The organism is Variovorax sp. S12S4, assembly GCF_023195515.1.
In the GTDB taxonomy this organism is placed as follows: Bacteria; Pseudomonadota; Gammaproteobacteria; order Burkholderiales; family Burkholderiaceae_C; genus Variovorax.
The window spans coordinates 492,354-517,179 of sequence record NZ_JALPKR020000002.1 but is presented as its reverse complement, the minus strand read 5'-3'; the positions used below and the strand labels follow the sequence as shown (position 1 = coordinate 517,179).

Genomic DNA, 24,826 nt, shown 5'->3' with positions numbered 1-24,826 from the left:
CGCGGGGCGCACAATTCCGCCTGCACCACTCCGCTCACCGTAGAAACTTCCATGACTGATCTCCCCGCTTCGTCTCGCGTCGCTGTCGTCACCGGAGGTGCACGCGGCATCGGCCTGGCCATCGGCCGCTGGTTTCTGGCACATGGCTACAACGTCGCGCTGCTCGACATCGATGCCTCCACGCTCGATCAGGCGGTGGCCGATCTGGCTCAACCCGAGAGGGTGCTCGGCTTGCACTGCGACGTCTCGAAACCGCTGCAGGTCGCCAGCGCCGCCAAGGCCGTCGTCGAGCGCTTCGGCCATGTCGATGCGCTGGTCAACAACGCAGGCGTGGCGGTGTTCAAGCCGGTGCTCCAGACTTCGTTCGAAGAGTGGCGCACAGTGCTCGGCACCAACCTCGACGGCGCTTTTCTGTGCACGCAGGCTTTCGGTGCGCTGATGGTGGCGCGCGGGCGTGGCGCGGTGGTCAATGTCGCTTCCATTTCGGGCCTGCGCGCGAGCACCGCTGCGCGTGGCGTATGGCACCAGCAAGGCGGCGCTCATCCACCTGACCAAGCAGCATGCGGTCGAACTCGGCAACGCCGGCGTGCGCGTGAACGTGATCGCGCCGGGGCCCGTCGAAACCGAAATGGCCAAGCTCGTGCACACCGTGGCAATCCGCTCCGACTACTACGACACCATCCCGCTGGGCCGCTACGGCACGACGGAAGAGATGGCCAACACGGTGGGCTTTCTGTGCAGCGACGAGGCCAGCTTCATCAACGGCCAGGTGCTCGCGGTGGACGGCGGCTTCGATGCCGCCGGCGTGGGCTTGCCCACCTTGCGCAAGGGCGCGCCCACGTCCTGATTGCTTGCCCGCGTCAGCGCACGCGCGGCACCGCGGCGGTCAGCAGCGCAAGCGCCTTGTTCAGCGTCGAGGTTGCGAACCACTGGCCCTTGGAATGCCCGATGCGCACCACGACGAGATCGTGCGAAGGAATCACCAGCACGAACTGGCCTCCCGCGCCAAGCATGTAGTAGGCCGACGTCGGCGCGGCCAATGAACTCATGCCGTTGATCCAGAAGAAGCCGCCGTAGATGGGGCGCTTGTCCGCGGCCCACGCCGGCGCAACGCTGCTCACGAAATTGACGAAGCCTTCGGGAAGAATGCGCTCGCCGTTCCACACGCCGTCCTGCAGGTAGAGGTTGCCCAGGCGGGCCCAGTCGCGTCCCGACATGAAGTCGTAGCCTTGCGTGAGAAAGTTGCCGTAGGGGTCGGTCTCGATGACCATCGAGCGGATGCCGATCTTGTCGAACAGCGCGCGTTGCGGAAACGAGAGGTACTCCTCGCCGCGCTTCTCCACCGCAAGGCGCACCAGGTAGTTGGCAAGCACGGGGTCGGTGTTGCGGTAGCGGCCCACCGCGCCGGGCGGCCATTGCTGCGGGCGGGTGGCGGCATAGTTGAAGGCGTTGATGCGGCCGGTGTAGTAGTAGGTGTGATCGGGGTAGGTGCCGTTGGGGTCAAAGTCCGGGTCGTCGGGCGCCTTGATGCGCAGCCCGCTCGACATCTGCAGGATGTCCGAGATCTTGATCTGCTGGCGGCCGTCGCCGGCCCCTTGCCACTCGGGGATCGGTGCCTGCTGGTCGAGCTTGTACACACCCTGCTTGATGAGCACGCCCATCATGGTGGCAACGACGCTCTTGCCCATCGACCATGATTCGAGCGGCGTCGTCGGGCCGATGCCGTTCATGTAGCGCTCCGCAACGATGCGCCCCTTGTGCGTGACCACGAAAGCCGCCGTGTAGGCCTCCGGCACTCCGAACGCCGCCTCGACCGCCTCGTTCACCTTCGCCATGTTGACTTCCGCGGGCGGCGGGTCGCCAGGCAGCACGTCGCCCATCGGCCAGGGCTGGGTCGCGGGGTCGGGCAGGGTGCTCTTCACCTCGACGGGCGTGAAGAAAACGCCGTCGCTGCCCGCCGGCAGCGTGACGCAGCCCTGCGAGCCAAAGTGGCGCGCGACCAACGTCGGGCCGTTGGGAATCGAGATGCGGACCTCTTTCTTCACGCGATCGACCACGGGCTTGCCCACGTTCTTGCGCTGCTCATAGGGGCCCACGAAGTAGCCGAGGCTCTCGGCGGCAACGTCGGGGTCGATGCCCGTAATGAACACGGCGGAACACATCGTCTTGGCATAGCCGGAGGTGTGGTGCTCGAGCACGTTGCCGGGCGGTGGCACATAAGGTGTGTTCAGTTCGAGCGCCCGGGCCCGGGCAATGAGCGCGTCGCGTTCGGGCAGCTGGGCCGTGGTGGGCGGCGGTGTCACCGGAACACCGACCACTCCGCCGCCTCCACCCCCGCCGCCACCACCACCACCGCACGAGGCCAGCAGGGTTGCCAGGCTCAGGGCCGCAGCGGTTGTGGCAAGGGAACGGCGGATCGGGCAATGCATTGGCGGTCCTTGGGTAGCTTTGCGATGGGAGCGGTGGGTGTTTGCCGTGCGCAAACTCCGACACCGGCGGGATTGTGTGTGAATCCCATGCGGCCGCCTAGCTCTTTTCGGGGAAGCGCGAGCGATGTAGCTCCAAGGTTCTCACCTGTTCAGCAAGGCGCATCAAACACGTCTTTGCGATGACGCGGGTTGGGAGAGAAGCCGCTGTCAGCGGCACACCTCATACCCGCCGGTTTCCAGATGAAGATGGTCCCGGTGCGCCGCGTTGTAGTCGGGGCCGAGTACGCCGTTGAAGAACCGGCAGGCGCCGCGGTGCGCATCGCGCACCAGCAGCGCGGCCGGATCGCTGGTGCTTGCCGCGTCGGCGGAGCCGCCGCGAGGCCATGCCTGCAGCACCGTGATGCGGCGGCCGTTGGCAAGCGTCAGGCCGGCAACGTCGAGCGCATCGGCTGTCGCATGCCGGCTGCGCGAAGCACCCGGCACGGCGCCTTCGCCGCGGTTCACGTTGCGGCAGGCGTAGCTGCCCAGGTGGTCGATGGCCGCCACCGGTTGGCCGAAGTGCTGCAGGGCGGCGGGTTGCAGTGCGTGCCTCTCCCACATGAAGAAGGACAGCGCCATGGGGCAACTCAGCGAAGGCGCCGTGCCGAGCCGCACGCCGGCGGAGCGCAGTCTCACCGCGTTCTTGAAGCCGCAGCCGGGGGCGGTGGTTCGGTCGGGCAGCAGGTCGTACTGCATGCCGGTTTGCGCCAGCGCGGCCAGGCAGCGCGCAGGCTCGCTGCGGGCGCGCGAAAGCTTGTAGCCGGTCAGCCAGTCGGGCGGCGCACTAACGTCGAGCGGCGCCCACGGATTGAAGCGCTCCGGAATCTGCAGCCTGCCGGTAGCGACCGCCCACGCGCCCAGCAAAAGTGCAGCGAGCACGGCGCACAAAAACGCCGTGCCGAGCCAGCGCTTGCGCCTCGAGGGCGTGGGCTTTGCCGGATCATCAGAAAGGTTCAAGGCAAGCGCTCCGATGCAGCGCCAGGCAGGATTGGATCAGCCATGCTGAAGCTCTGCAAAAAGCAGAACGCTAGAAGGCCTGGCGTTACTCGGCTGTAGTCTGACGTGGCTTTCTGCTGTGCGGTCAGGTGCCGGCGGGCCTCGGGCTTTCCTATTTGCTGCCGGCGAGTGCAATCGCGTCCGCACCGGCGGGATACCGCAACGTCGGCGCGGGGTCGTTCGCGGCGTGCCACACCGCCTCGGCCACGTCGGCCGCGGTAGTCATTGCCGCCGGGTTGCCCAGTTCCGCGAACACGCGGTGCGCCAGCGGGGCATAGGCCTCGGGAATCAAGCCCTGCATGCGTTCAGCTCCGTTGGCGGTGAATTGCGTGCCCGGGCCATACCCGGGCTCGACGAGCTTTGCGCGAATGTTGAAAGGCGCGAGCTCGAACACCAGGGACTCGGTGAAGCCTTCGATGGCGGTCTTGCTCGCGGTGTAGGCCGCCACCAGCGGCATGGGTGCGAGGGTGACCGTGGATGTGACGTTGATGACCACGCCGGACTTCCTGAGCCGGAACTGCGGCAGCACGGCCTGGGTCATCGCCATCATGCCGAAGGTATTGGTTTCGAATATCTCGCGCACGGTGGCCATCGGCGTTGCCTCGAACGCGCCGAAGAGCCCCAGCCCCGCGTTGTTGACCAGCACGTCGATAGGTCCGGCGGCTTCGAGCGCCGCGGCAATGCTCTCGGGCCTTGTCACGTCAAGCGGCAGCACGCGAAGGCGTTCCGACACAGGCAGGAGTTCGGCGCGCGGCGTGCGCATGGTCGCAACGACGTGCCAGCCTTGCGCGTGAAAGTGGCGCGCGGTTTCCAGGCCGTAGCCAGACGAGCAGCCGGTGATCAGGACGGTCTTCATTGGGTTCCTTTGAGTTTGGGTGAAGGTGCGTCACGATATCGGCGCAGGGAAGGACTTTGAATAACCTATAGTCCATGTTTTGTTTGCAGGAGTCCGGCATGTCCGATCCACTCTCCGATGTCGTCAAGCTGCTGCGCCCGCGCGCGGTGTACTCGAAGGTCATCAGCGGCGCGGGCTCATGGGCGGTTCGCTATTCGGCGTTCGGCGAGCCCAGCTTCTGCACCATGCTCGAAGGCGAATGCGTTCTTGCGGTAGACGGGCAAGAGCCTCTTGCCCTTGCCGCGGGCGACTTCGTGCTCATGCCCGCCACGCCGGGGTTCACCATGTCGGGCCTCGAACCTGCGGAGCCGGTGTTTGTGGACGCCAGGAAGGTGCCCGCGCCAACGGAAGAAATTCGCCACGGCAGGCGCGAAGGCCCCCGGACATGCGAATGCTCGGCGGCTACTTTGCCTTCGAATCGCCGGACGCGTCGTTGCTGGCTTCGCTGCTTCCAGCGCTGCTGCACGTGCGCGACATCGGGCGCCTTTCAGTGCTGGTGCAGCTCGTAAGGGAGGAATCGCTCCAGCAGAAACCGGGGCGCGATCTCGTCCTTGAACGCCTCGTTGAATTGCTGCTGATCGAAGCCCTCCGCTCCACCCCCGGGGGAGCGCGCGCCGCCGGGGCTGCTTCGCGGGTTGGCCGATCCGCGGTTGTCCACCGCGCTGCGGCACCTGCATGGCGATCCCGCGCAGTCGTGGACGGTGGCCGATCTTGCAAGAAAGGCGGCACTGTCGCGGTCGGCTTTTTTGAACGCTTCTCTCGCGCCGTGGGCCTGCCGCCCATGGAGTACCTGCTCGCCTGGCGCATGGCGCTCGCCAAAGACCTGCTGGCCCGCAGCGACGTCGGCATTGCGGAAGTTGCCGAGCGCGTGGGCTACGGCTCCGCCAGCACATTCAGCACCGCGTTCAGCCGCCATGTGGGCCGGCCGCCGGGTCGCTTTGCACGCCAGGGCTAGCGGGGGCTTCAGGGTTGGGTGGTGATGAGCGGATCCAGCATGGCGCGCAGCCGCCTTATCGCCACCTCGTGCCGCAGCGTCTGCGCCCCGCGCCCGTAGGTCATTGCCTTGCGGATAAGCCGCAACTGCTCGCGCTGCAGCTGCGTTTTCAGGCGCCTCGCGCGCAGGCCGAAGGTCCAGCCCATTTCAATGCGAACCCTGTAGCGCGACAGAGGCGCGCCCAGCCGAACCCACTCGTCGTCGCGGATCAGATCGCGCTCGGGTACGAAGTAGGCCGCAAGGGCGTGCAGGTAGGCGCCGTTCTCACGGGCGGCCACGCGCCAGAAGAGCCCGGCGGCAATCATCGCGGGAATGCCCTTGACGACAAGCAGCACCGCCATCTCGCCGTAGCCGCCGTCGAAAAGATCTTCGAGCCAAGGCGAGTTCCAGATGAAATGCATGGCCCAGGCCAGCGCAAAGCACAGAAGGGCGCAGCCGATTCTTGCCGCCATGGGGCGTTCAGGGTGCAGCAGGAACCAGGCGAGGCCGAAAGACGCGATCGTGGTGTAGGCCGCGTGGCTCCACAGCCCGCTCAGCAGACCGCGCGTCAGCAGGTTCAGCAGCACGGGGTACACCTGGTTCTCGAGCGGAAAGTGCATGGAAGCGTTGACGGTGTAGGTGAGGTTTTCGACCACCTGGAAGCCAAGCCCCGTCATGGCCCCGACGATGAGCACCGAGAGGTAGGTCTGGAACTGGTTGCGCGCCACAAGAATGAGCAGCACCACGCCCGCTAGTTTCAAGAACTCCTCGGTGATCGGGCCCGCAATGGCCGGTCCCCAGATCGCCACGAAATCGGGCGACACCAGCTTGGCGCACAGGCTCTGAATGGCAATGTTCGCCGGCGCGGCAAAGTAGACCGCGCCCAGGCCGCCCCACGCGAATGCCAGGAAAAAAGCTTCCGGCGGATGCTGCTCGAGCAAATCGAGCGTGCGAAACACCAGCAGAAAAACCAGCGTGTAGATGCCCCACACCAGCAGTCCCAGCAACGCAGTGATGGGGACGACCCGGAACCCCACCGAGAACATGTTGAAGGTGTAGAACAGCCCATTGACGATCAGCGCGGACAGCAGCCAGAAGGCCGCGCGGCGCGGCTGGAAGAACGAGTCGGTGCCCACCGGCCATTCGGCGCGATCCTGTTGCTCGGGAAGTTCGAGGTTCATTGCGGAGCCTCCAGGTCCATCGATTCGAGCATGCTGCGCGCGTCGGCCATGGCCTCGTTCAAGCCATCGCTCGCGCCGTAGACGTCGATCTGCACCAGCGAGCGGCGCTGCAGGTCGACCACCTGCCAGAACCGCCCCGCCAGCTTCGACCCGTAGTAGGCAAAGGTCTTGCCCTGCAGGCCCCACGGCGTGACAAAGCCGGACACGTCGCCGTCGATCTGCAAGCCCTGGCCGCGTTCCATCAACCTTTGCTGCCGCGTCATCGGCCCGTCGGGCCCGCCTGCCCATGACCCGGTAGTCACCAAGAACTTGTGGCCGCCCTTGAACAGCATCAGGGACCTGCCCGTCCTGGAGCGGGACACGTCCATTTCCCATCCTTCGGCGGGAACGAACCGCGCGTGCCCGACCGCCACCGTTTCGCCCGCGGGCAGCGGCCGGCTCCCGGGGGTGCGGCTGTCCCACAATTTCAGGCCGCCGACATACCCGGCAATGGCAAGCAGAACGGCAAGCGCGCCTGGCCAGGTGCGGTATGGAATGCGGCGTGAGGGCTCGAGCATGCTTTTATCGTGCCACACGGCGGGCTGCTCTTGCATCGCCCCCGGCGGACGACGATCATCCGCCGCCGCTGGAAATGGCGGTGAGGAGGAACCCGCGCGCATCTCCAGCGGCAGCGCGTGCGGCCGTTTACTTGCCCGCAACGGACTCGGGCATTGCCGACGAGTGGTGATGGGCGATGAGCCATTGGCCGTTCACCAGTTCATACACGTAGGTGTAGCGCGCGTGCACCGATGTGCCGTCCTTGAACTTGAAGGTATAGGTGCCCACGTCTTGCGCCACGTTGCAACCGATGCGGATGATGCGCTTGTCGATCGTGCCCCGCGGCTCGCCCTTCAGAAACTTGACGAAGTAGTCGCGAATTTCCGCAGGCGTGCTGCGCGGGTTGTTCGACACGGTGGGCAGCAGCACGCCGTCGGGTGCGTAGTTGGCGGTGACCTTGTCCGGGTCGAGTGTGCGCAGCGAATCGTTCCAGCGGTCGAACAGCGCGCTGACCTGCGCTTGGGTCACAGGGGCGCAAGCCGCCGCGCCGGGCGCGGCGTTGGCGCCGGTGGCGAAGCTAAGGGCCAGCAGGCTGGTGGCGGCGGTGGTGGCGAGAAGTCGCATCTTCATTTTTTTGATTCCTGTGCAGTGAGATGAAAGCGACGCCGTGTTGTGCCGGCGCTGCACCGCATCGCGGCGCAGGAATCAAGTGTTGGCCGCGTGCATGAACGCGAGCCTCTGCGCGGAATGACGAACGGTTAACGCGCAGATGAACAGCGCATGAACGCGGGCGAGCTTCTTTTCAGCTTTCCTGCGCGTCGAGCCGGTAGCCGAAGCCGCGCACCGTCTTCAGCAGCGCAAGCGCATGGCCGTCGTCGATCTTGCTGCGAAGGCGGCGCACATACACATCGACCACGTTGGTCAGCGGGTCCTCGTTGGTGCCCCACACGTTCGACAGGATGCGTTCGCGGCTGTACACGCGGCCCGGGGCGCTCATCAACAGCTCCAGAAAGGCCAGTTCGCGCGCCGTGAGAGAAACCGGCCGGCCGGCTCGCGTGACCTGCATGCGCTCGCGGTCGAGTACCAGGTCGGCCAGCTGCAGCGTGCTGGCCTGCGGGCGCTGTTCGCGGCCGCGGCGCATCAGCGCTTCGATGCGTGCGAGCAGTTCCTCGAACGCAAACGGCTTGGTAAGGTAGTCGTCGGCACCCAGCCGCAGGCCCTTTACCTTGTCTTCGAGCGTGCTCATGGCGGTGAGCATCAGCACCGGTACATGGTGGCCTTCGGCGCGCAGCGTCTGGCACAGCTCAAGGCCGCTCAGGCCGGGCAGCATCAGGTCGAGAACCAGCAGCGAGAGATCACCGCCGCGCGCGCGCTCCAAGCCCTCGGTGCCGGTGCGCGCGAGCTGCACGCCATAGCCCTCGGCGCGCAAACCGCGCAGCAGAAAATCGGCAACGCGCGGATCGTCTTCCACGATGAGAATGTTCATGCCGCCTCCAGCGAAGCGGCCTGGTCGCCGTGCGATTTCGGCAGGCTGATGCTGACAGTGGTGCCGGCAAAGGGAACGCTGTCGATGCCGATATGGCCATGGTGCGCGCCCACGATGGCCTGCGCAATCGACAGCCCGATGCCGGTGCCTTCCACCCGGTGATCGCGCGCGCGCCGGCCGCGGTGAAAGCGCTGGAACACGGTGGGCATCTCGTGCGGATCGATGCCGATGCCCTCGTCCTGCACGACGATGTCGACCTGCTCGCCGCGCTCGCGCCAGCCAAGGCGCACCGTACAGCCTGCGTGTGAATAGCGCACCGCGTTGTCCAGCACGATCATCAGCGCCTGGCGAAGGCGGTCGGCATCCACATGCACGTGCACCGGCTGCGCCGCGGTGCCGTCTTGCGCTTCGAGCTGCACCCGCACGCCGTGCAGCGCACCGAGCGCTTCGGCCTGCTCGGCGGCGTCGGCGACGAGTTGCTGCAATTCGACCTCGCCGGGCCGCATCACGAGCTGGTCGGCTTCCGCGCGGGCGATCAGCATCAGGTCGTCGATCACGCCGGCCAGCTGCTTCACGCCGCCGACGATGCGCCCCAGCGTCTGCTTGTATTCGGCGAGCGGCTTGTCGCTTCCGCGCAGCGCAATCTCGGCCTCGCCGCGAATGGCCGTGGCCGGGGTGCGCAGCTCATGGCTGAGGTCGGCAAAGAGCTGCCGGCGTCGCTGGTCGATCTGCTGCAAGGTGTCGTGCGCGCTGCGCAACTCCGCGGTGCGCGCTTCGACTGCGTCTTCCAGCCGGCGCCGGGCAGCTTCGGCGGCATTGCGGTGCTGCTGCAGTTCGACCGCCATGGCGTTGAAATGCTCGGCGACCCGGTCGAACTCGTCGTGCGAACCCAGGGCCAGGCGGTGGTCGAGATTGCCGGCCTGCAGGGCCTGCGTGCCGGCCAGCAAGCGGTCGAGCGGCCGCTGCAGCCGTCGGTTCAGGTGCACGGCCATCAGCACGGCAGCGGCCAGCGTGAGCGCGGCCAGCGCGATGGCCTTCAGGCGCAGCGCCTCGAGGCCGCGCTCGGTGGCGGCACGGGCCACCGGCACTGTGCGGCGCTGGCGCTCGATGGCGCCGTTCACCAGTTCGCGCAGGTCGCGCCCGCGCGTCACGTCGAACACCTGGTTGAGCTCCTGCCATACGGCGGAGAACTCGGCGCCTCGCTCCAGCGGCGTCAGGCGCAGCAGCCGCTCGTGCACGTCGGCAATGTTGGCGTCCAGCAGTTCAACCGCATCGACCAGCTGCGTGACCTCCGCGGGTACCGCGGAGCCATCGCTGGCCGCGATCTCGGTCCACACGGCCAGGTCGCGGTGCGCCAGCTCGTTGAGTCGGGCCGCACTGGCCTGCATGCCTGCCAACCAGCGGTCGCGCGTTTCGCTGGAGGCACCTGCATTCATCAGTTGCTGCGATGCCCACACCCGAAGCCGCTGCTTGTTGGCCGACAGTTCCAGCAGCTCCGAGAGGATATCGCTCGCCAGGCGGCTGTGTTGCGTATAGACATTGACGCGCGCCGAGCCCCAGTAGACGAAGGCCGCCTGGATGCAAACCAGCGTAACCAGTGCGGCGAACGCCAGCGAAAGCCTTGATCTGAACATGCGCGGACTTTAGCAAGCCCGCGAGGCCGTGCGATGGCGTGCCGCAGGCCTCAGCCGCGGCCTTGGATCATCTTCCACCCGTTGCCGGAAGGATCGCGAAAGCCCGCGTCCACGGTGCCGTAGCGCTCCACGGGCTCCTGCGTGAACTCCACCCCCAGGGCGAGCATCCGGTCGTAGGCCGCGCGGCAGTCGCTTACCGTGAGAACGAGCGGAGGCATCGCACCCTTGGCCACGATGGCGCGCAGCGCCTGGGCCGTTGCCTCATCGTGCACCGGCGGGCCGGGCAGAAAAAGCCCAAGCTGGAACGACGGCTGCTCCGGGTGCTGCACCGTGAGCCAGCGATAGCCGCCGTTGCCCACATCGGTGTGAACGCGAAACCCGAGTTTGTCTACATAGAACGAAAGCGCCTCGTCCTGGTCGCGCACATACAAACCGGCTACATCAATGCCCTGCTTCATGAACTCTCCTGTGTTTGTTCGGGCTTGTTTGTACCGTTTGCCGCCTGGCGCCGCTTCTCCGAAACTGCGGTCGTGAGCCCGGGCCGGCGCGCGGCGCTCACGATGCACTCGGGCACCGGGCCGAGCTCGCGCACCGCCTGCTTGCCTTGCGAGCGCACCGCGCTCGGGCTGTGGCCGGTAATGTCGCGAAAGGTGCGCCCGAAGGTGCCCAGGCTTGCCCAGCCCGTATCGAAGGCAATGTCGGTGATGGGCCGGTCGGTTTCGCGCAGCAAGGCCATCGCGCGCTCGATGCGCCGGGTGAGCAGATAGCGGTGCGGCGGAATGCCGAAGGCCTGCTTGAACGATCGCGCGAAGTGGGCTTCGGACACGCCGCTTACCTCCGCGAGACGGCCCACGGGCCACTCTTCGTGCGATGCGGCGTCCATCCGGTCTTTTGCGCGCAGCAGCCGGCGCAGCAGATCGGGGTCTTGAAGGGCAGGGGCTTCGCTCACGCAGCCCCCTGAAGATGCAGATTCACGTTCAACGCTCTCCCTCGTGTGTTTGGCGCGTACCAGCGCCATAGGTACCGGATAATGCCCTCCAAGGCCCGTGCGCCACCCAAAAAAGATCTTTCAACCGAATCTTCCACAAATACCTCAGATGACCATCGAAACCCAGGACGACGTCGCAGCATTGAAACGGATCGGCAGAATCGTCTCGTTCGTGCTGCGCCAGATGCTCGATGCCGCAGAACCTGGCATGACCACGCGCGAGCTCGACGCGCTCGGCGAGCAGCTGCTGGAAGAACAGGGCGCGCGGTCCGCACCAAGGCTGACATACAAATTTCCTGGAGCGACGTGCATCAGCATCAATGAAGAGGCGGCGCACGGAATCCCCGGGGACCGGATCATCAAGGCAGGGGATGTCCTGAACATCGATGTGTCGGCCGAGCTCAACGGCTACTTTGCCGATACCGGCGGGACCATCGTGGTGCCCCCGACCAACCCGCAGAAGACCCGGCTCTGCCACGCCACGCGTACGGCCCTTGCCGAAGCAATGAAGAGCGCCAGGGCAGGGCAACCGATCAACGCCATCGGCGCCGCCATCGAGCGCACTGCAAAGGCCTATGGTTTCAAGGTCATCGAAAACCTCGGGAGCCACGGCGTCGGCCGTGCGCTGCACGAAGAGCCGGAGCACATCGCCGGCTATTTCGATCCCTCGGACAAACGCATCCTGCAAGAAGGAATGGTCATCACCATCGAACCGTTTCTTTCGACCAAGAGCCGCATCGTGACGGAAGCTGCCGACGGGTGGACGCTCGCAGGCGCAAGCGGAAACTTGTCCGCGCAGTATGAACACACGATGATCATCACCAAGGGTGCCCCCATCGTCGTGACGCTGCACTGACTGCGAACAGGGATTCGCCCTTCGTTTCTCGTATGCCCTAGCCATCCACCAACGCTCGCCAGGAGAGACCATGCAGCTTCGCACCGCACGCATTTTTGTTCGAGACCTGCCGGGCGCGTCCCGTTTCTACGAAGAGCTGCTTGGCTTGCCGCTCACATCGCCGCGAAGCGAAGAGGGCTTTCGCGTGTTCGACGCAGGACCGATGAGCCTGGTCGTCGAGCATGTCGACGCGGATGCCCCCGCGGAAGACCAGGCGCTTATCGGGCGTTTCACGGGGCTGTCTTTCGACGTGGCGGACGTTCAGTCGAAGTACAGCGAGCTGGTCTCGCTTGGCGTTGCGTTCACCGGGCTTCCGGAGCAACAGGCATGGGGCGGCATTCTTGCAACGCTGCGCGACCCTTCCGGCAACGAGCTTCAGCTTGTGCAGCAGCCACTGAGGTAGCGAAGACACGCCATAACTGGCGCTTCGCGATGACGGCTCGATCGCAAGGATCGGATACGCAGGTTGTTTGCGCTGGCCGCAAGCGGCGAGATCACCGGTTTCGCCCGAGTGCTTACCGATGGAATCTCGAACGGGAGCGCCTGCGACGATGAAGTCGTGGGAATACCGTGACGTGCCAGACTCTGGATATGAAAATCAAAAAAGTACCAATGCGGGCAGGCTTGGCAAGCGCTGACTATCTGTGGCCTGTCTTCAAGATGGTCGACGGACTCATTTTCTTTTCATGGTGCGCACCGCCATCGTGCCTCACGCAGTCACCCGATCGCACGTATGTCGAGCACAACGCCAATCACACGCACGTCCTCGACTGTTTCTCCCACAGCGCGCATCTTCCGGATGAGCCATGGTGGGAGGATGAGCATCCGGACTTTCGAGCTGCCTGCGTCTTCGGCAAACGGTGGGCGGAAGCCGTTGCGGCGAAACTTGCGCACGACTTTCCCACCCGCGGCTTCTTCGTCTACTACACAGAATACGACAACCCCATCGTGCGTTTCCATCAGGAGCATCAAGGCGAACGGCCTTACATGACACCTGAAGAATGGGTCGAGGAGATCGCAGCCGAGACGATAGTTATTCACCATGTTCGTGCGCGGGGCACTTAGTAGCACCGATCAGATTGCCGACCCACAGCGGACTGGAACAGTATCTCTACGGCATCTACCACTAGAGCGCTAAGCCAACGTCTGCCGCCAAGTGCGCTTTTACTTTCTCGCGAATTTCAGGTGGGTCACGTCCGGCGCCGCGATCGTCTTCACCAGGGCAAGGGAATGCAGGGTGTCGACGCCGTCGAACAGGCGTTCCCCACCGCCGAGCAAGATCGGCGCGAGGTGCAGCTGCATTTCATCGATGAGGCCGGCTTTCAGGTACTGCTGCGCGGCGTTGGCCCCACCCGCCAGTGCCACGTCCTTTCCGCCTGCCGCGCGCCGGGCTTGGTCCAGTGCACTCTCGATGCCGTCGGTCACGAACGTGAAGCTCGTGCCGCCTTCCATCATCAAGGGTTCGCGCGCGTGGTGGGTCAGCACGAATACCGGGTGACGAAACGGCGGATTGCGGCCCCACCAGCCGTTCCAGGGATTCGTGTTGTCCCACGGCCCTGGGCCGCCGCCGAACATGTTGCGTCCCATGATGGTCGCGCCGATGTTGACGAGTTCGTCTTCCATCACCGCCGTGCTCTCGTTCACCACGCCGCCATCCAGGCCGTGTGGCCGGCGCCAGGCCTCCAGCGGGACCACCCATTCATGCAATTGCTCGCCGCCAGCCCCGAGCGGTTCCTGCAAGCTTTGGTGCGGACCGGCGACAAACCCGTCCAGCGAAATCGAGATCCTGAATCGAAGCTTTGACATGGCATTAGCCCCTTGCTCCAGGCATTGGAGCGGCGAGTCTAGGAGCTGCGCGTTACCGCAGCAATGACAACAAAGCCTCGTTTTCTGCCAACGGCCTTAGCGGCGTCACCGAGGCTCAACTTAGCTGGCCGCGATTTTGCGGGCGCTCCGTGATTAGTCGAACTCGCCAATCTGGAGAACAGGGCCTCTAAAGGCTTCGCTGAGGTCATGCACAAACTGGATGGCGGGCAGACAATGAATACCTCTAGCGAAGCCGGGAATGTCCTTTCCGAAATCGATTACCAGTGCCACCCGCCAGAATCCGTTGCACTTAGCCCAGCCAATGTTCTTCTGTGCAAATTCGGCGACATGCGCCACTACCACCGGGGGCGATGAAACGTCCGTCCCCGCGAACGTGTCCGCGTAGAGAGCCGACGAATACTCGCCGTCGATCGGGTCAAGCTGACGCCCTTTTGAGTCGAGTGGCGGTTCTACCACCTCGAAGTAGATACTGCTGTCTGCGGTTGTGTGCAACCGGTAGTCATCCCCAACGATCAGTGTCGTGCTCATGATGTAGCGGTCAGCGGCATTCAGATCCGGATAGTAGGACGGGCCAGCCAGCTTTTCGACAGCGGCACCATCGACTCCGCCATAGATCACTGCGATTCCTCTACCCGGTGCTGAGGTTGTGGAAGTCTCAGTGGAGAGCTGTTCTCCTCGAACCAAGTCAATGACCTTATCCGGGCGATCACCCAACGACCAAGCGCGAAGCACCTGTTCGACCCTTGACACTGTGTCTGCCTGCGGCTTCCATCGCGCGTCGTCCACGACAAGAAAGTGCCGATATTCGATGCCCATTGAACTCCCCGATTCGGCGCGGACTGTGCGTCCGTACCCTTGTTGATAGCGCAAAAAGAACTGTACTCGCAGCCGTGACAAGCCTTACGCACGGCACGCACTCGTGCAAATTTCAGCCAGCCTGACTACCGGTGCGGGGCAACTGTGATGACGAGCTAGGCGCGAGCAGCACCGTGCCATGCGCAAGAACGCTGGTCCGGTCATCCGCGTCTTTCACCCAGCCCTGCATCTCGATGATGCTGCCGCCTCTCGGGCGGGCCGCGATCGACAGTACATTCCATTCGATGAGTACCGTCTCGCTCGCCCGCACGGGGCGCAGCAGGTCGACCGAGAAGTTGATTCCGAGCACGTTTCCTTTCTTGGCAAAGTGACTGGCGGTAAGCCCCATCAAGAGCGAGGTGGTGTGCGTGCCGCTTGCTATCAAGCCGCCGAAGCGCGTGCCTCTTGCAAATTCCGCGTCGTGGTGCAGTGGGTTGTCGTCTCCCGCGGCCAGGGCAAACCTTCTGACTTGCTCTTCGTCGAAGGCGTGGGTCCGCGAGAAGCGGTAGCCGGGCTCTATGGGCGCCCCGGCAGCGGGTTCGAACTCAGTCATGCGGCCTCGCGAGCCCGGTGATGGCTTCCTGGCTTCCGGCTTGCTGGCGCAGGCGGAATTTCTGGATCTTGCCCGTGGCCGTTTTCGGCAAGCTGCTGAAGATCACGCGGCGCGGACACTTGAAGTGCGCCAGCCGCTCACGGCAGAAGGCAATGATTTCTTGCTCCGACGGTGCCGCGGCACCTGCCCGGAGTTCGATGAACACGCAGGGCACTTCGCCCCATTTCCCGTCTGGCTGGGCGACCACGGCGGCATGCAAGACGGCTGGGTGACCGTGAACCACGTCCTCGACTTCGACGGAAGAGATGTTCTCTCCGCCCGAAATGATCACGTCTTTCGAACGATCCGTGATCTGCGCATAGCCGTTGCCATGGAGTACCGCGACGTCCCCGGTACGGAACCATCCGTTGGCGAGCGCCTTGCGCGTTGCGGCCTCGTTCTTGAAGTAGCCCATCATTACCGTGTTGCCGCGCAGCATGAGCTCTCCCGCAGTTTTTCCGTCCTGCGAAACGGGCGCCAGGGTGTCCGCATCGCCGACCATGAGGCCTTCGAACATGGCGGCGCGCACGCCCTGGCGCACCCGCAGCTTGCCTTGCTCGGCCTTGGGAAGATCGTCCCAGCCGTCTTGCCATGCGCAACTCACCGGCGTGCCGCAAACCTCCGTGATGCCGAAGACGTGCTCCACATCGAAACCCATGGCCAAAACACTGTTGAGCACGGCAAGCGGAGGAGGGGACCCCGCGGTGAGCACGCGCACGGGGCGGGACAGTCTGATGTCTTGCGCCGAGTCCGCGAGCATGGCCATGACGACCGGCGCCGCGCAGAGATGATCTATCTCGTGCCTGTCGATAGCCTGTAGCACCGCCTCGGCCGACACTCTGCGCAGGCAGACATGGGTGCCCGCCGCCGCAGTGACGGCCCAGGTGAAGCACCATCCGTTGGCATGGAACATGGGCAGCGTCCACAGATATCTCGGCGCCCGCGGCATGGCCCAGTTCGTGATCTGCAGCAGGCTCATGAGGTAGGTGCCGCGGTGGCTCGCGACCACGCCCTTCGGGTCCCCGTGGTGCCGGAGGTGTAGTTCAGGGCTATGGGCTGCCATTCATCGCTCGGCCAGCGGCCGGCGAAGTGTGGGTCTCCGCTCGCCAGCAAAGATTCGTAGTCGGTCTCGCCGATGCGTTCACCGGCCGGCGCGAGGTGGTCGTTGATGTCGATGACCGCTGGAGGCTCGTCGAGCAGCTTCAAGGCAGCGGCAACCGTTGCAGAGAACTCGCGGTCGACCATCAGCAGCTTGCATTCGCCATGGCGCAGGATGAATGCAATCGCTTCGGCATCCAGTCGGTGGTTGATCGCATTGAGAACGGCGCCTGCCAGCGGCACGCCGAAATGCGCCTCCAGCATGGCGGGTGTATTGGGCGCCAGCACTGAAACGGTGTCCCCCGGCTGAACGCCGCGGATCACCAGCGCCGACGCAAGGCGATGGCAGCGCTCGCGCGTCTGCGCCCAGCTTCGCGACAGATCGCCGTGCACCACGGCCGGGCGGTCCGGATGCGCCAGCGCGGCGCGATCGAGAAAGCCGAGTGGCGTCAGCGGCACATGATTGGCCTCGCAGCGGTCGAGGCCCTTGCCATAGGATTCCGCGCTCATGCTCTTGTCTCCTTTGCATTGTTGTGGAACGTCGTGAATGAGGAAACCGGCTCCCGCTCGGTAACGAGCGAGTTCTCTATCGACGACTCGTCCGCGTAGCCCAGGCTCATACCGCAAACGAGCATCTGGCCCGTGGGTATTTCCAACAACTCGCCGATCTGGCGGTGAAACTTCAGGAAGGCCGCCTGGGGGCAGGTGTGAAGGCCCCGGCTTCGCGCGGCCACCATCACGCTCTGCAGGAACATGCCGTAGTCCAGCAGGCTTCCTTCCTGGAGCGAGCGGTCGACGGTGAAGAACAGGCCCACGGGCGCATCGAAGAACCGATAGTTGCGCCCGTGCTGCAGGTGCATGCGCTGCTTGTCGCCCTTGGCAATGCCAAGCAGGCCGTACAGATCCCATCCGACCTTGCGGCGCCGCTCGAGATAGGGGGAGAACCATTCCCGCGGGTAGTAGTCGTAAGGCTCCAGCAGCTCGCCCGATAGCCGGGGATCGTCGTCGAGCGCCGCAATGGCTGCGCACAGGCTTGTCTTCGCAGGCCCGGTCAGCACATGCACATGCCAGGGTTGCATGTTCATGCCCGAAGCGCTGTAGCGCGCGGTCGAGAGGATCGCTTCGATTTCTTCCCGTGGCACAGGCCTCGGCAAATACGCTCTCACGCTGCGCCGGGTGGCAATTGCCCAATCGACTGCCGCTCGCAGCGTTTCTGCGCCGAGCGGCGGTGCCATCATTCGGTTCATTCCAGGGTTCCTTGCTTTCAACAAGCGCTTGGCACACGCAAGCTGCGGGTGCGAGCGGAGGTTAGTTCTGCAAGCAACCGAAGCCCATGCCCGAACGCCTCGATTGGATCGGGGCCTTTGGGCATGCGAAGCTCTTCCTGGGGAGCGCCTATTCCCGCCCGGGGCGGGAGGAGCGATACGCGCCGGGGCTGACACCCGTCCATTTCTTGAACGCGCGATGAAAAGCGCTTGTCTCCTGGAACCCCGTCCGGGCTGCGACTTCAGCCACCGTCAAGGTCGCGCTCGACAGCAGATCGATGGCAATGTCCCGCCGAAGGTCGTCCTTCACACGCTGGTAGTTCACGCCCTCTTGCTGCAGGCGGCGCTGGAGGGTGGTGCCGGAAACGCAGAGTTCCTGCGCCAGCTTCTCCAGCTCCGGCCAGGCATCGGGCAACTGGCTGCGCAACCTGTTGCGAACCTGCGCGCTGGTGCTCGCGTCATTGCGGTACTTGACCAGCAGGTTGGCCGGCGCCGCGCGCAAGAAATTGTCGACCGTGTCTGGAGATTCCGCGATCTTCAAATCCAGCAGATCGCTTGCGAACGTGATGTGCGTGGTCTCGCCGTTGAACTTCACGTTCTCGCAGAACCGCGTGCGGTAGTGGCTGTCGTCGCCGGGAGGCGGGCACCGGAACTGCATCTCGCGCAAGGGAATGCGCCTGTGAACGAGCCAGCATGCCAGGCCGTGAACGAGGATGAACCAGGTGCCGTAGCCGAACAGCCGGCGTAGCACGCCGCCGTCATGCAAGACGACGCGGGCCTCGTCCGCCGAGCGGACCAGCTCGCCGTGAAAGTCGTCCAATGTGGCGTGAAGAAATCGGAGGATGCGGCGCAGCGCGTGCTCCAGGTTGTTGGAGCTGACCGCTGCGCGCGTCATGAGCGCATAGCTTCCGCGGCGAAGCCCGTGGCTGTCGAGGCCGAAGAACTCGTCGTCCATCAGGTCGGCGAGCGCCACCCACATGCGCGAGTAGGCGGCAGCGGAGATGCGCGCACGGGGTGCATTCAGCAGATCGCGATCCAGCTTTGCGCTTTCGAGCACGCTGGTTATGTCCATGTTCCTGAGCGCCGCGGCGTGCAGTGCCTCGTGCACGAGCTCGATGGAGACAGTGCCCTTCAACCCTGCTGATTTCATGCAGACTCTTTGCAAATAGATGCCATGGCGCCGTTCATCGCTCGATCAACCCAGCCCCTGCGCCTGCCTTCGCCGCCAGTCCCCAGGCGGCACGCCGAAGCGCCGCTTGAACGCCCGGCTGAAAGCCGCCTCCGACTCGTACCTTGCGTGGTCGGCAATGATCTTGATCGGCAGCTCGCTGCTCTTCAAGTGCTTGGCGGCCAGCTGCAGGCGCCAGTGCGCCAGGTATTGCATCGGCGGCTGGTCGAGAAAGTGATTGAACCGTTCGCTCAGCACGGTGCGCGACACGCCTACGCCGCGGGCCAGGCTCTCCAGGTTCCAGTCTTCCAGCGGCGCTGCGTGCAGCAGCTTCAGGGCCGAGCCGACCACGGCATCGTTGTACGCCGCGAACCAGCCCACCTCGTCGGCCGAGAGGCCCTGCATGTGCTTGCGCAGGATTTCCACGAACATCAACTCGGTGAGTCGCGGCAGCATGCTGCGCCATCCGGGCTGCGGCTTGCTGGCCTCGGTCACGGTATGGCGGATGGTGGTGGCCAGCCAGTGGTCGGCCGGCGTGGTGTCCGGCGTGATGTGCAGCACGTCGGGCAGGTGCCGCAGCACGGGGTGAAACAGCAGCTCGTCGCAGCGTATGAATCCGCAGATGACGCTGGTGGCGCCGCCGGCTCCGCCATGCTCCACCAGCGGCATGCCGGCCCACGGAGGCTGCGGCAGCAACTGGCCGATGTGTACCGGCGCCGTGGCGTCGCCGCCGCTCAGGCGGTGAACGCCGCCATACGGCAGCAGCACGGCATCGCCGCTGTTCAGCCGCATGGGTTCGCGCTCGGGCAGCTCGATCCGGCAGCCGCCGGAGCCGATGATGTGAAAGGGAATCACGCGGCTCGAGCCGAGCGCGAGCATCGCGGCCATCTGGCCCGAATCGACGCTCGTCACGCACCAGGGCTCGCGGAACTCGGCACGGAACAGCACCATGCCTGTGACGTGCATGCTTTCGAGCAAATCCGACAGCATGTCCCCCGAACGACCCGGCGATGTTTGGGTCAAGACTTCCGGCATTTTGGTCATGGCCTGCCTCCGGCATGAAGCGTACGCTGGCTCCACTCATTCAATGGAGACCACTATGAACACCGAGACACGCGATCTGGTCGTTGTAATCACGCATGGCATCGACCATGAATTGTCCTCCGTCGGACTGGTCATTGCCCTGGGCGGCATGACCTCGGGGCTGAAGGTCTCCATTTTTCTCACCAGCGCGGGTGTCGATCTCGTGCGGCGCGGCGCATCCGACATGACGCACGTCAAGCCATTGGAACCGCTGGCCGACATGCTGCGCGACTTTCTTTCGCGAGGCGGCACGCTCTGGGCCTGCACGCCCTGCGTGAAGAGCCGCGGCTACACGCAGGAGAGCCTGCTCGAAGGCGTGGTCATCGCCGGCTCCAGCGTGATGCACGAGCTGATCAAGCGGGGCGCGGCGACGTTGAGCTTCTAGGCAAAGCGGCGCCGCGGTAGGCGGGTGGGGTCGGCGGTCCGCGGGCTGGGCGCGTTAGAGTCTGGCCACGTCCACAAGACCCGCCATTCCACATGCAAGACTTGCAAGACGCACTCGCACCCAGGCCACCTTCCCGCATGCCGCTGCTCCTACGGCTGCTTCGTCTGCTTCCCATTGGCGCCTGCCTCCTGGCGCTGGGCTGTGCAAGCCCGCGCATGCCCCCTTCGACAGGCACCTACAGCACCACGCCCCTGACGGCCGAGCAATCGAACGGCGTCGCGATCCATGCGCTCGGCCTGGTCGGCACGCCGTACCGCTATGGCGGCAACACGCCCGAGGGTGGGTTCGATTGCAGCGGCCTCATCGGCTACGTGTACAAGAACAGCGCCGGCCAGGCCATGCCGCGCACGGTGGCCCGTTTGGCCGGGTTCGGCCGGCCGGTGGCGGCGTCCGACATCCGATCGGGCGACCTGGTGCTCTTCGGTGCATCCACGCCCTCGCATGCGGGCATTTACGTGGGCGCAGGGCAGTTCGTGCATGCGCCGTCCACCGGCGGCGAAGTGCGGCTCGACCGGCTCGACGGCGTGTACTGGTCGCGCCAGCCGGTGCAGGTTCGTCGGCTCTGAATTCGGGCCGGCCTTCGGGCTCGGCTCCGGGTTTTCCATTACGCAAAGCCACGCACCTAGCCCGCGCGGTGCGACGGATGCGGGCTCGGGGCCGACGCGGAACACTCCCGGGTTCAATTCCAGGAGACATTCCCATGCACAGCATCCGCCGCCACCTGGTGTGGCTAGCCGTGGCCGTGCTCGGCGCTTTTGCGCTGGGCACCGTCGCCCTGACGCGCGGCGAAAGCGTCAACGCCCTCTGGGTGGTGACCGCCGCGATCTGCACCTACCTGATCGCCTACCGCTATTACAGCCTGTTCATCGCCGAGAAGGTGCTGGTGCTTGACGGCAACCGCAAGACGCCGGCGCACCGCCACAACGACGGGCTCGACTACGTGCCCACCGACAAGAACGTGCTGTTCGGCCACCACTTTGCGGCCATTGCCGGTGCGGGGCCGCTGGTGGGCCCGGTGCTCGCGGCGCAGATGGGCTACCTGCCGGGCCTCTTGTGGGTGCTGGCGGGCGTGGTGTTCGCGGGCGCGGTGCAAGACTTCATCATCCTGTTCATCTCCACGCGGCGCGACGGCCGCTCGCTCGGCGACCTGGTCAAGCAGGAGATGGGCGTGGTGCCCGGGATGATCGCGCTCTTCGGCACCTTCATGATCATGATCATCATCCTCGCGGTGCTGGCGCTGATCGTGGTGAAGGCACTGGCCGAATCGCCGTGGGGCACCTTCACGGTGGCGGCCACCATTCCGGTGGCGCTGTTCATGGGCGTGTACCTGCGCTTCATTCGCCCGGGGCGCATCGGCGAGGTGTCGCTGATCGGCTTCGTGCTGCTGATGCTTGCCATCTTCGGCGGGCAGGCCGTAAGCCAGAACCCTGAATGGGCACCGCTCTTCACCTTCGACGGCAAGGCGCTCACGTGGATGCTCGTGGGCTACGGCTTCGTGGCCGCCAGCCTGCCGGTGTGGTTGCTGCTGGCGCCGCGCGATTACCTGTCGACCTTCTTGAAGATCGGCACCATCATCGCGCTGGCCATCGGCATCGTGTTTGTCATGCCCACGCTGCAGATGCCGGCCGTCACGCAGTTTGCGCAGGGCAACGGTCCGGTGTGGTCGGGCAGCCTGTTCCCGTTTTTGTTCATCACCATCGCGTGCGGCGCGGTGTCTGGCTTCCACGCGCTGATCTCTTCGGGCACCACGCCCAAGATGCTCGACAACGAGCGCCATGCGCGCTTCATCGGCTACGGCGGCATGCTGGCCGAATCGTTCGTGGCGGTGATGGCGCTGGTGGCGGCTTCGTGCATCGAGCCGGGCATCTACTTCGCAATGAACAGCCCGGCCGCGCTGGTGGGCAGCACTGCGCAGCAGGCGGCGCAAACCATTTCGAGCTGGGGCTTCGTGGTCACACCCGAGATGCTGTTGCAAACCGCCAAGGACGTGGGCGAAACCACCATCCTCGGCCGTGCGGGCGGTGCGCCGACGCTGGCCGTGGGCATGGCCCACATCCTTCACCAGGTGATCGGCGGGCAGGCCATGATGGCCTTCTGGTACCACTTCGCAATTCTGTTCGAGGCGCTGTTCATCCTCACGGCCGTGGACGCCGGCACCCGCGCGGGCCGCTTCATGCTGCAAGACCTGCTGGGCAGCTTCGTGCCCGCGCTCAAGCGCACCGATTCGCTGCCGGCCAACCTGTTTGCCACGGCGCTGTGCGTGGCGGCCTGGGGCTACTTTCTCTACCAGGGTGTGGTCGATCCGCTGGGCGGCATCAACACGCTGTGGCCGCTCTTCGGCATCTCCAACCAGATGCTGGCCGCGGTGGCGCTGCTGCTCGGCGTGGTGGTGCTGTTCCGCATGAAGCGCGAGCGCTATGCGTGGGTGGCCATTGCGCCGGCCGCATGGCTGCTGGCCTGCACGCTCACGGCCGGCTGGCAGAAGATCTTCTCGCCCGACCCGAAGATCGGCTTTCTCTCGCACGCGGCCAAGTACACCGAAGGCCTGGCCAACGGCGTGCTGGTGGCGCCCGCGAAGACGCCTGAGGCCATGTCGCGCATCGTCTTCAACGACCGGCTCGACGCCGCGCTGTGCGCGCTGTTCATGTTCGTGGTGCTGAGCGTGCTGGTGTACAGCATCAAGGCTTGCCTTGCCGCGCGCGCGGCCAGCCGGCCGACCGCGCAAGAAACGCCTTTCGAACCGATGGCCGCATCGGCCGCGCGCTGAGCACAGCCATGGCCCTTGCATTGCCGGAAGCCGGGCGCTACTTTGCCCGCTCGCTCAAGCAGTCGCTGCGGCTCATGGTCGGGCTGCCGGACTACGACGCCTACCTGACCCACATGTCGGCCACGCATCCGGACCAGCCGCCGATGAGCTACGAGGCCTTCTTCCGCGAGCGTCTCGAAGCGCGCTACGGCGGAGGCAAGGGCCGCTGCTGCTAGGCCGCGAAATCCGGTCCGTCCGTGTTTTGTTCGCTTGACCCGCGCGGAAAGCGGGTGATAGCCTGAGGGAGCCCGCGCCAGCGGGCTTTCCTTCGTCCAACTTCGAACGAACAACAGAACGGATTCCATGACTCGTCTTCACAAGCGCAATCACTTCACCAAACCCGCGCCATTGCGCACTGCCTGCCAGGGCGCAGTACTGGCTTGCGCGCTGTTCGCTGGCGCCGCCATGGCGCAGAAGCCGCACCAGGGTGCGCTGGATGCGGCCACGCAGCAGAAGGAAGAAGCGCTGAAGCTGCTGGAGCAAATGGTCAACATCGACTCCGGCTCGGCCAACACCGAGGGGCTCGACAAGGTGCGCGAAATCGTCGTTGCCGAACTGCGCAAGCTCGACGCGCGCATCGAGACTTTTCCGGCGGAGCCGCATCCCGGCACCAACGTGGTCGCCACGATCACCGGGCAGGGCAAGAAGAAGATCCTGATCCTCGCCCACATCGATACGGTGTTCAAGGAAGGCACGGCCGCGGCCAAGCCGTTCTACATCAAGGACGGGCGCGCCTACGGCCCCGGCGTCATGGACAACAAGGGCGGCGTGGTCGCCGGGCTCCAGGCGTTGAAGATCCTGCAGAAGATCGGCTTCAAGGACTATGGGCAGATCACCTTCCTCATCGACACGAACGAAGAGGTGGGATCGGTGGGCACCAGCGCGCTCATCGAGCGCATTGCCAAGCAGCATGACGTGGCGCTGAACCTCGAGCCGGGCCGCCCGGCCGACGGACTCGTGGTGGAGCGCAAGGGCTCGGCCACGGCGCTCATCGAAGTGAAGGGGCTCGCCTCGCACGCGGGCGTTGCGCCCGAAGCGGGCCGCAATGCGGCGATGGAAGTGGCGCACCAGGTGCTGCAGCTGGCGAAGACGGGCGATGCGGCGAAGAAGACCACGGTCAACTTCACGGTGCTCAATGCCAACGGGCCGACCAACGTGATTCCCGCCACCGCAAGCGCCAGGGGCGATGTGCGCGCCGCCACGCCCGAAGAGCTCGACCGGGTCGAGAAGGACCTGGTCCGCATCTCGCAGAACAAGCTGATTCCCGACACCGAAGTGCGCGTTCGGCTCATCCGCGGCCTGCCGCCGATGCCGCGTTCGCCTGCGTCGGACAAGCTCGTGGCCATGGCCGAGGGCATCTACGCCGAGATCGGCAAGAAGCTCACCATTGAAAGCAGCGGCGGCGCGGCCGATGCAAGCCTGGTGGCCGGAGTGGGCGTACCGGTGCTCGACGGCTTCGGCATTGTGGGCGGCGGCATCCACACGCCGGACGAGTACGCAGAGGTCGAAAGCGTGGTGCCACGGCTCTATCTGCTGTCGCGCATGCTGATGGACCTGAGCGCCAACTGAAGCGTCATAGATTGCTGACCAAGGCACGGACTCAGGCACTGCCTGAGCCTGCCTGTGTGAATTCC

At 65.2% G+C, this 24,826-nt stretch carries 25 protein-coding genes and 3 pseudogenes; 11 read left to right on the top strand and 17 right to left on the bottom strand.

The genetic code is table 11. The features are described 5' to 3' along the window. Nucleotides 1-51 precede the first annotated feature (51 nt). A pseudogene (locus tag M0765_RS02800) lies at nucleotides 52-847 on the top strand (SDR family NAD(P)-dependent oxidoreductase). Between the two features lie 13 nt (nucleotides 848-860). Here M0765_RS02800 and M0765_RS28965 read toward each other — a convergent pair. The 3 genes from M0765_RS28965 to M0765_RS02785 form a co-directional block, all read right to left on the bottom strand. Then, the gene (locus M0765_RS28965; RefSeq protein WP_274708753.1) at nucleotides 861-2,429 is read right to left on the bottom strand and encodes a serine hydrolase domain-containing protein; all 1,569 of its coding nucleotides are present in this window, start codon (nucleotides 2,427-2,429) and stop codon (nucleotides 861-863) included. A gap of 207 nt (nucleotides 2,430-2,636) precedes the next feature. Beyond that, on the bottom strand, nucleotides 2,637-3,425 hold the full coding sequence (locus M0765_RS02790) for an extensin-like domain-containing protein (RefSeq protein WP_258501902.1): 789 nt from the start codon (nucleotides 3,423-3,425) through the stop codon (nucleotides 2,637-2,639). Nucleotides 3,426-3,576: 151 nt separating this feature from the next. Continuing rightward, nucleotides 3,577-4,320 (bottom strand): SDR family oxidoreductase, encoded by a 744-nt coding sequence (locus tag M0765_RS02785; RefSeq protein ID WP_258501901.1) that lies wholly within the window; start codon nucleotides 4,318-4,320, stop codon nucleotides 3,577-3,579. Nucleotides 4,321-4,394: 74 nt separating this feature from the next. On the opposite strand from M0765_RS02785, the pseudogene M0765_RS29385 reads away from it, so the two are divergent. Beyond that, nucleotides 4,395-4,894 (top strand): annotated as a pseudogene (locus tag M0765_RS29385) (cupin domain-containing protein); the annotation flags it as partial. A gap of 246 nt (nucleotides 4,895-5,140) precedes the next feature. After that, complete coding sequence (locus tag M0765_RS29380) at nucleotides 5,141-5,314, top strand: helix-turn-helix transcriptional regulator (protein ID WP_446751586.1); 174 nt, start codon at nucleotides 5,141-5,143, stop codon at nucleotides 5,312-5,314. An 8-nt stretch (nucleotides 5,315-5,322) separates the two neighbouring features. On the opposite strand, the gene M0765_RS02775 is transcribed toward M0765_RS29380, so the two are convergent. The 7 genes from M0765_RS02775 to M0765_RS02745 form a co-directional block, all read right to left on the bottom strand. Next, on the bottom strand, nucleotides 5,323-6,513 hold the full coding sequence (locus M0765_RS02775; protein WP_258501899.1) for a PrsW family intramembrane metalloprotease: 1,191 nt from the start codon (nucleotides 6,511-6,513) through the stop codon (nucleotides 5,323-5,325). Beyond that, a complete protein-coding gene (locus tag M0765_RS02770; RefSeq protein ID WP_258501898.1) occupies nucleotides 6,510-7,070 on the bottom strand; it encodes a hypothetical protein in 561 nt (186 codons plus the stop codon). Before M0765_RS02770 ends, M0765_RS02775 begins: the two co-directional genes overlap by 4 nt. A gap of 127 nt (nucleotides 7,071-7,197) precedes the next feature. After that, nucleotides 7,198-7,680 (bottom strand): SgcJ/EcaC family oxidoreductase, encoded by a 483-nt coding sequence (locus tag M0765_RS02765; RefSeq protein WP_446751532.1) that lies wholly within the window; start codon nucleotides 7,678-7,680, stop codon nucleotides 7,198-7,200. A 172-nt stretch (nucleotides 7,681-7,852) separates the two neighbouring features. After that, a complete protein-coding gene (locus M0765_RS02760) occupies nucleotides 7,853-8,536 on the bottom strand; it encodes a response regulator transcription factor (protein WP_258501897.1) in 684 nt (227 codons plus the stop codon). Further along, nucleotides 8,533-10,170: a sensor histidine kinase gene (locus M0765_RS02755; RefSeq protein ID WP_258501896.1), complete on the bottom strand. Its 1,638-nt coding sequence runs from the start codon at nucleotides 10,168-10,170 to the stop codon at nucleotides 8,533-8,535. Before M0765_RS02755 ends, M0765_RS02760 begins: the two co-directional genes overlap by 4 nt. A gap of 50 nt (nucleotides 10,171-10,220) precedes the next feature. Beyond that, on the bottom strand, nucleotides 10,221-10,628 hold the full coding sequence (locus M0765_RS02750) for a VOC family protein (RefSeq protein WP_258501894.1): 408 nt from the start codon (nucleotides 10,626-10,628) through the stop codon (nucleotides 10,221-10,223). Then, the gene (locus M0765_RS02745; RefSeq protein ID WP_258501893.1) at nucleotides 10,625-11,119 is read right to left on the bottom strand and encodes a helix-turn-helix transcriptional regulator; all 495 of its coding nucleotides are present in this window, start codon (nucleotides 11,117-11,119) and stop codon (nucleotides 10,625-10,627) included. The genes M0765_RS02750 and M0765_RS02745 overlap by 4 nt, the downstream gene beginning before the upstream one ends. Before the next feature lie 148 nt (nucleotides 11,120-11,267). Between M0765_RS02745 and map the strand changes: the two genes are divergently transcribed. The 3 genes from map to M0765_RS02730 all read left to right on the top strand — a co-directional run bounded on the left by map (nucleotide 11,268) and on the right by M0765_RS02730 (nucleotide 13,118). Beyond that, entirely contained in the window at nucleotides 11,268-12,014 is a 747-nt protein-coding gene (gene map, locus M0765_RS02740) for a type I methionyl aminopeptidase (RefSeq protein WP_258501891.1), read from the top strand. A gap of 70 nt (nucleotides 12,015-12,084) precedes the next feature. Next, nucleotides 12,085-12,456: a VOC family protein gene (locus M0765_RS02735; RefSeq protein WP_258501889.1), complete on the top strand. Its 372-nt coding sequence runs from the start codon at nucleotides 12,085-12,087 to the stop codon at nucleotides 12,454-12,456. Between the two features lie 188 nt (nucleotides 12,457-12,644). Continuing rightward, nucleotides 12,645-13,118 carry a hypothetical protein gene (locus M0765_RS02730; RefSeq protein WP_258501888.1) on the top strand — a complete coding sequence of 158 codons (474 nt, stop codon included), beginning with the start codon at nucleotides 12,645-12,647 and terminating at the stop codon, nucleotides 13,116-13,118. A 99-nt stretch (nucleotides 13,119-13,217) separates the two neighbouring features. Here the strand turns inward: M0765_RS02730 and M0765_RS02725 are convergent, their stop codons facing one another. The 7 genes and pseudogenes from M0765_RS02725 to M0765_RS02695 form a co-directional block, all read right to left on the bottom strand. Continuing rightward, nucleotides 13,218-13,859, bottom strand: coding sequence for a dihydrofolate reductase family protein (locus M0765_RS02725; RefSeq protein WP_258501886.1), 642 nt, complete (start codon nucleotides 13,857-13,859; stop codon nucleotides 13,218-13,220). 153 nt (nucleotides 13,860-14,012) lie between these two features. Next, nucleotides 14,013-14,696 (bottom strand): hypothetical protein, encoded by a 684-nt coding sequence (locus M0765_RS02720; RefSeq protein ID WP_258501885.1) that lies wholly within the window; start codon nucleotides 14,694-14,696, stop codon nucleotides 14,013-14,015. Between the two features lie 112 nt (nucleotides 14,697-14,808). After that, a complete protein-coding gene (locus tag M0765_RS02715) occupies nucleotides 14,809-15,288 on the bottom strand; it encodes a MaoC family dehydratase (RefSeq protein WP_258501884.1) in 480 nt (159 codons plus the stop codon). Next, nucleotides 15,281-16,935, bottom strand: a pseudogene (locus M0765_RS02710) (AMP-binding protein). Before M0765_RS02710 ends, M0765_RS02715 begins: the two are co-directional and overlap by 8 nt. Beyond that, nucleotides 16,932-17,672 carry a nitroreductase gene (locus tag M0765_RS02705; protein ID WP_258501882.1) on the bottom strand — a complete coding sequence of 247 codons (741 nt, stop codon included), beginning with the start codon at nucleotides 17,670-17,672 and terminating at the stop codon, nucleotides 16,932-16,934. The pseudogene M0765_RS02710 and the gene M0765_RS02705 overlap by 4 nt, the downstream one beginning before the upstream one ends. A 148-nt stretch (nucleotides 17,673-17,820) precedes the next feature. Continuing rightward, a complete protein-coding gene (locus M0765_RS02700; protein WP_258501880.1) occupies nucleotides 17,821-18,840 on the bottom strand; it encodes an AraC family transcriptional regulator in 1,020 nt (339 codons plus the stop codon). A gap of 45 nt (nucleotides 18,841-18,885) precedes the next feature. Next, complete coding sequence (locus M0765_RS02695; RefSeq protein WP_258501878.1) at nucleotides 18,886-19,902, bottom strand: AraC family transcriptional regulator; 1,017 nt, start codon at nucleotides 19,900-19,902, stop codon at nucleotides 18,886-18,888. A gap of 55 nt (nucleotides 19,903-19,957) precedes the next feature. Here M0765_RS02695 and M0765_RS02690 point away from each other — a divergent pair, with 55 nt between their 5' ends. The 5 genes from M0765_RS02690 (at nucleotide 19,958) to M0765_RS02670 (ending at nucleotide 24,761) form a co-directional block, all read left to right on the top strand. Then, nucleotides 19,958-20,326 (top strand): DsrE family protein, encoded by a 369-nt coding sequence (locus tag M0765_RS02690; protein WP_258501877.1) that lies wholly within the window; start codon nucleotides 19,958-19,960, stop codon nucleotides 20,324-20,326. A 137-nt stretch (nucleotides 20,327-20,463) separates the two neighbouring features. Next, on the top strand, nucleotides 20,464-20,952 hold the full coding sequence (locus M0765_RS02685; RefSeq protein ID WP_258501875.1) for a C40 family peptidase: 489 nt from the start codon (nucleotides 20,464-20,466) through the stop codon (nucleotides 20,950-20,952). Between the two features lie 134 nt (nucleotides 20,953-21,086). Next, nucleotides 21,087-23,153, top strand: a complete 2,067-nt coding sequence (locus tag M0765_RS02680) for a carbon starvation CstA family protein (RefSeq protein WP_258501874.1) — start codon at nucleotides 21,087-21,089, stop codon at nucleotides 23,151-23,153. 8 nt (nucleotides 23,154-23,161) lie between these two features. Further along, nucleotides 23,162-23,368: a YbdD/YjiX family protein gene (locus tag M0765_RS02675; RefSeq protein ID WP_258501873.1), complete on the top strand. Its 207-nt coding sequence runs from the start codon at nucleotides 23,162-23,164 to the stop codon at nucleotides 23,366-23,368. A 127-nt stretch (nucleotides 23,369-23,495) separates the two neighbouring features. Then, nucleotides 23,496-24,761: a glutamate carboxypeptidase gene (locus M0765_RS02670; RefSeq protein ID WP_258501872.1), complete on the top strand. Its 1,266-nt coding sequence runs from the start codon at nucleotides 23,496-23,498 to the stop codon at nucleotides 24,759-24,761. The last annotated feature ends 65 nt before the right edge of the window (nucleotides 24,762-24,826 follow it).

Excerpts from the sequence above, each read along its gene's own strand:
- M0765_RS28965 (WP_274708753.1), bottom strand. The coding sequence starts at position 2,429 with ATGCATTGCCCGATCCGCCGTTCCCTTGCCACAACCGCTGCGGCCCTG.
- M0765_RS02785 (WP_258501901.1), bottom strand. The coding sequence starts at position 4,320 with ATGAAGACCGTCCTGATCACCGGCTGCTCGTCTGGCTACGGCCTGGAA.
- M0765_RS29380 (WP_446751586.1), top strand. The coding sequence starts at position 5,141 with ATGGAGTACCTGCTCGCCTGGCGCATGGCGCTCGCCAAAGACCTGCTG.
- M0765_RS02775 (WP_258501899.1), bottom strand. The coding sequence starts at position 6,513 with ATGAACCTCGAACTTCCCGAGCAACAGGATCGCGCCGAATGGCCGGTG.
- M0765_RS02770 (WP_258501898.1), bottom strand. The coding sequence starts at position 7,070 with ATGCTCGAGCCCTCACGCCGCATTCCATACCGCACCTGGCCAGGCGCG.
- M0765_RS02765 (WP_446751532.1), bottom strand. The coding sequence starts at position 7,680 with ATGAAGATGCGACTTCTCGCCACCACCGCCGCCACCAGCCTGCTGGCC.
- M0765_RS02760 (WP_258501897.1), bottom strand. The coding sequence starts at position 8,536 with ATGAACATTCTCATCGTGGAAGACGATCCGCGCGTTGCCGATTTTCTG.
- M0765_RS02755 (WP_258501896.1), bottom strand. The coding sequence starts at position 10,170 with ATGTTCAGATCAAGGCTTTCGCTGGCGTTCGCCGCACTGGTTACGCTG.
- M0765_RS02750 (WP_258501894.1), bottom strand. The coding sequence starts at position 10,628 with ATGAAGCAGGGCATTGATGTAGCCGGTTTGTATGTGCGCGACCAGGAC.
- map (WP_258501891.1), top strand. The coding sequence starts at position 11,268 with ATGACCATCGAAACCCAGGACGACGTCGCAGCATTGAAACGGATCGGC.
- M0765_RS02735 (WP_258501889.1), top strand. The coding sequence starts at position 12,085 with ATGCAGCTTCGCACCGCACGCATTTTTGTTCGAGACCTGCCGGGCGCG.
- M0765_RS02730 (WP_258501888.1), top strand. The coding sequence starts at position 12,645 with ATGAAAATCAAAAAAGTACCAATGCGGGCAGGCTTGGCAAGCGCTGAC.
- M0765_RS02725 (WP_258501886.1), bottom strand. The coding sequence starts at position 13,859 with ATGTCAAAGCTTCGATTCAGGATCTCGATTTCGCTGGACGGGTTTGTC.
- M0765_RS02720 (WP_258501885.1), bottom strand. The coding sequence starts at position 14,696 with ATGGGCATCGAATATCGGCACTTTCTTGTCGTGGACGACGCGCGATGG.
- M0765_RS02715 (WP_258501884.1), bottom strand. The coding sequence starts at position 15,288 with ATGACTGAGTTCGAACCCGCTGCCGGGGCGCCCATAGAGCCCGGCTAC.
- M0765_RS02705 (WP_258501882.1), bottom strand. The coding sequence starts at position 17,672 with ATGAACCGAATGATGGCACCGCCGCTCGGCGCAGAAACGCTGCGAGCG.
- M0765_RS02700 (WP_258501880.1), bottom strand. The coding sequence starts at position 18,840 with ATGAAATCAGCAGGGTTGAAGGGCACTGTCTCCATCGAGCTCGTGCAC.
- M0765_RS02695 (WP_258501878.1), bottom strand. The coding sequence starts at position 19,902 with ATGACCAAAATGCCGGAAGTCTTGACCCAAACATCGCCGGGTCGTTCG.
- M0765_RS02690 (WP_258501877.1), top strand. The coding sequence starts at position 19,958 with ATGAACACCGAGACACGCGATCTGGTCGTTGTAATCACGCATGGCATC.
- M0765_RS02685 (WP_258501875.1), top strand. The coding sequence starts at position 20,464 with ATGCCGCTGCTCCTACGGCTGCTTCGTCTGCTTCCCATTGGCGCCTGC.
- M0765_RS02680 (WP_258501874.1), top strand. The coding sequence starts at position 21,087 with ATGCACAGCATCCGCCGCCACCTGGTGTGGCTAGCCGTGGCCGTGCTC.
- M0765_RS02675 (WP_258501873.1), top strand. The coding sequence starts at position 23,162 with ATGGCCCTTGCATTGCCGGAAGCCGGGCGCTACTTTGCCCGCTCGCTC.
- M0765_RS02670 (WP_258501872.1), top strand. The coding sequence starts at position 23,496 with ATGACTCGTCTTCACAAGCGCAATCACTTCACCAAACCCGCGCCATTG.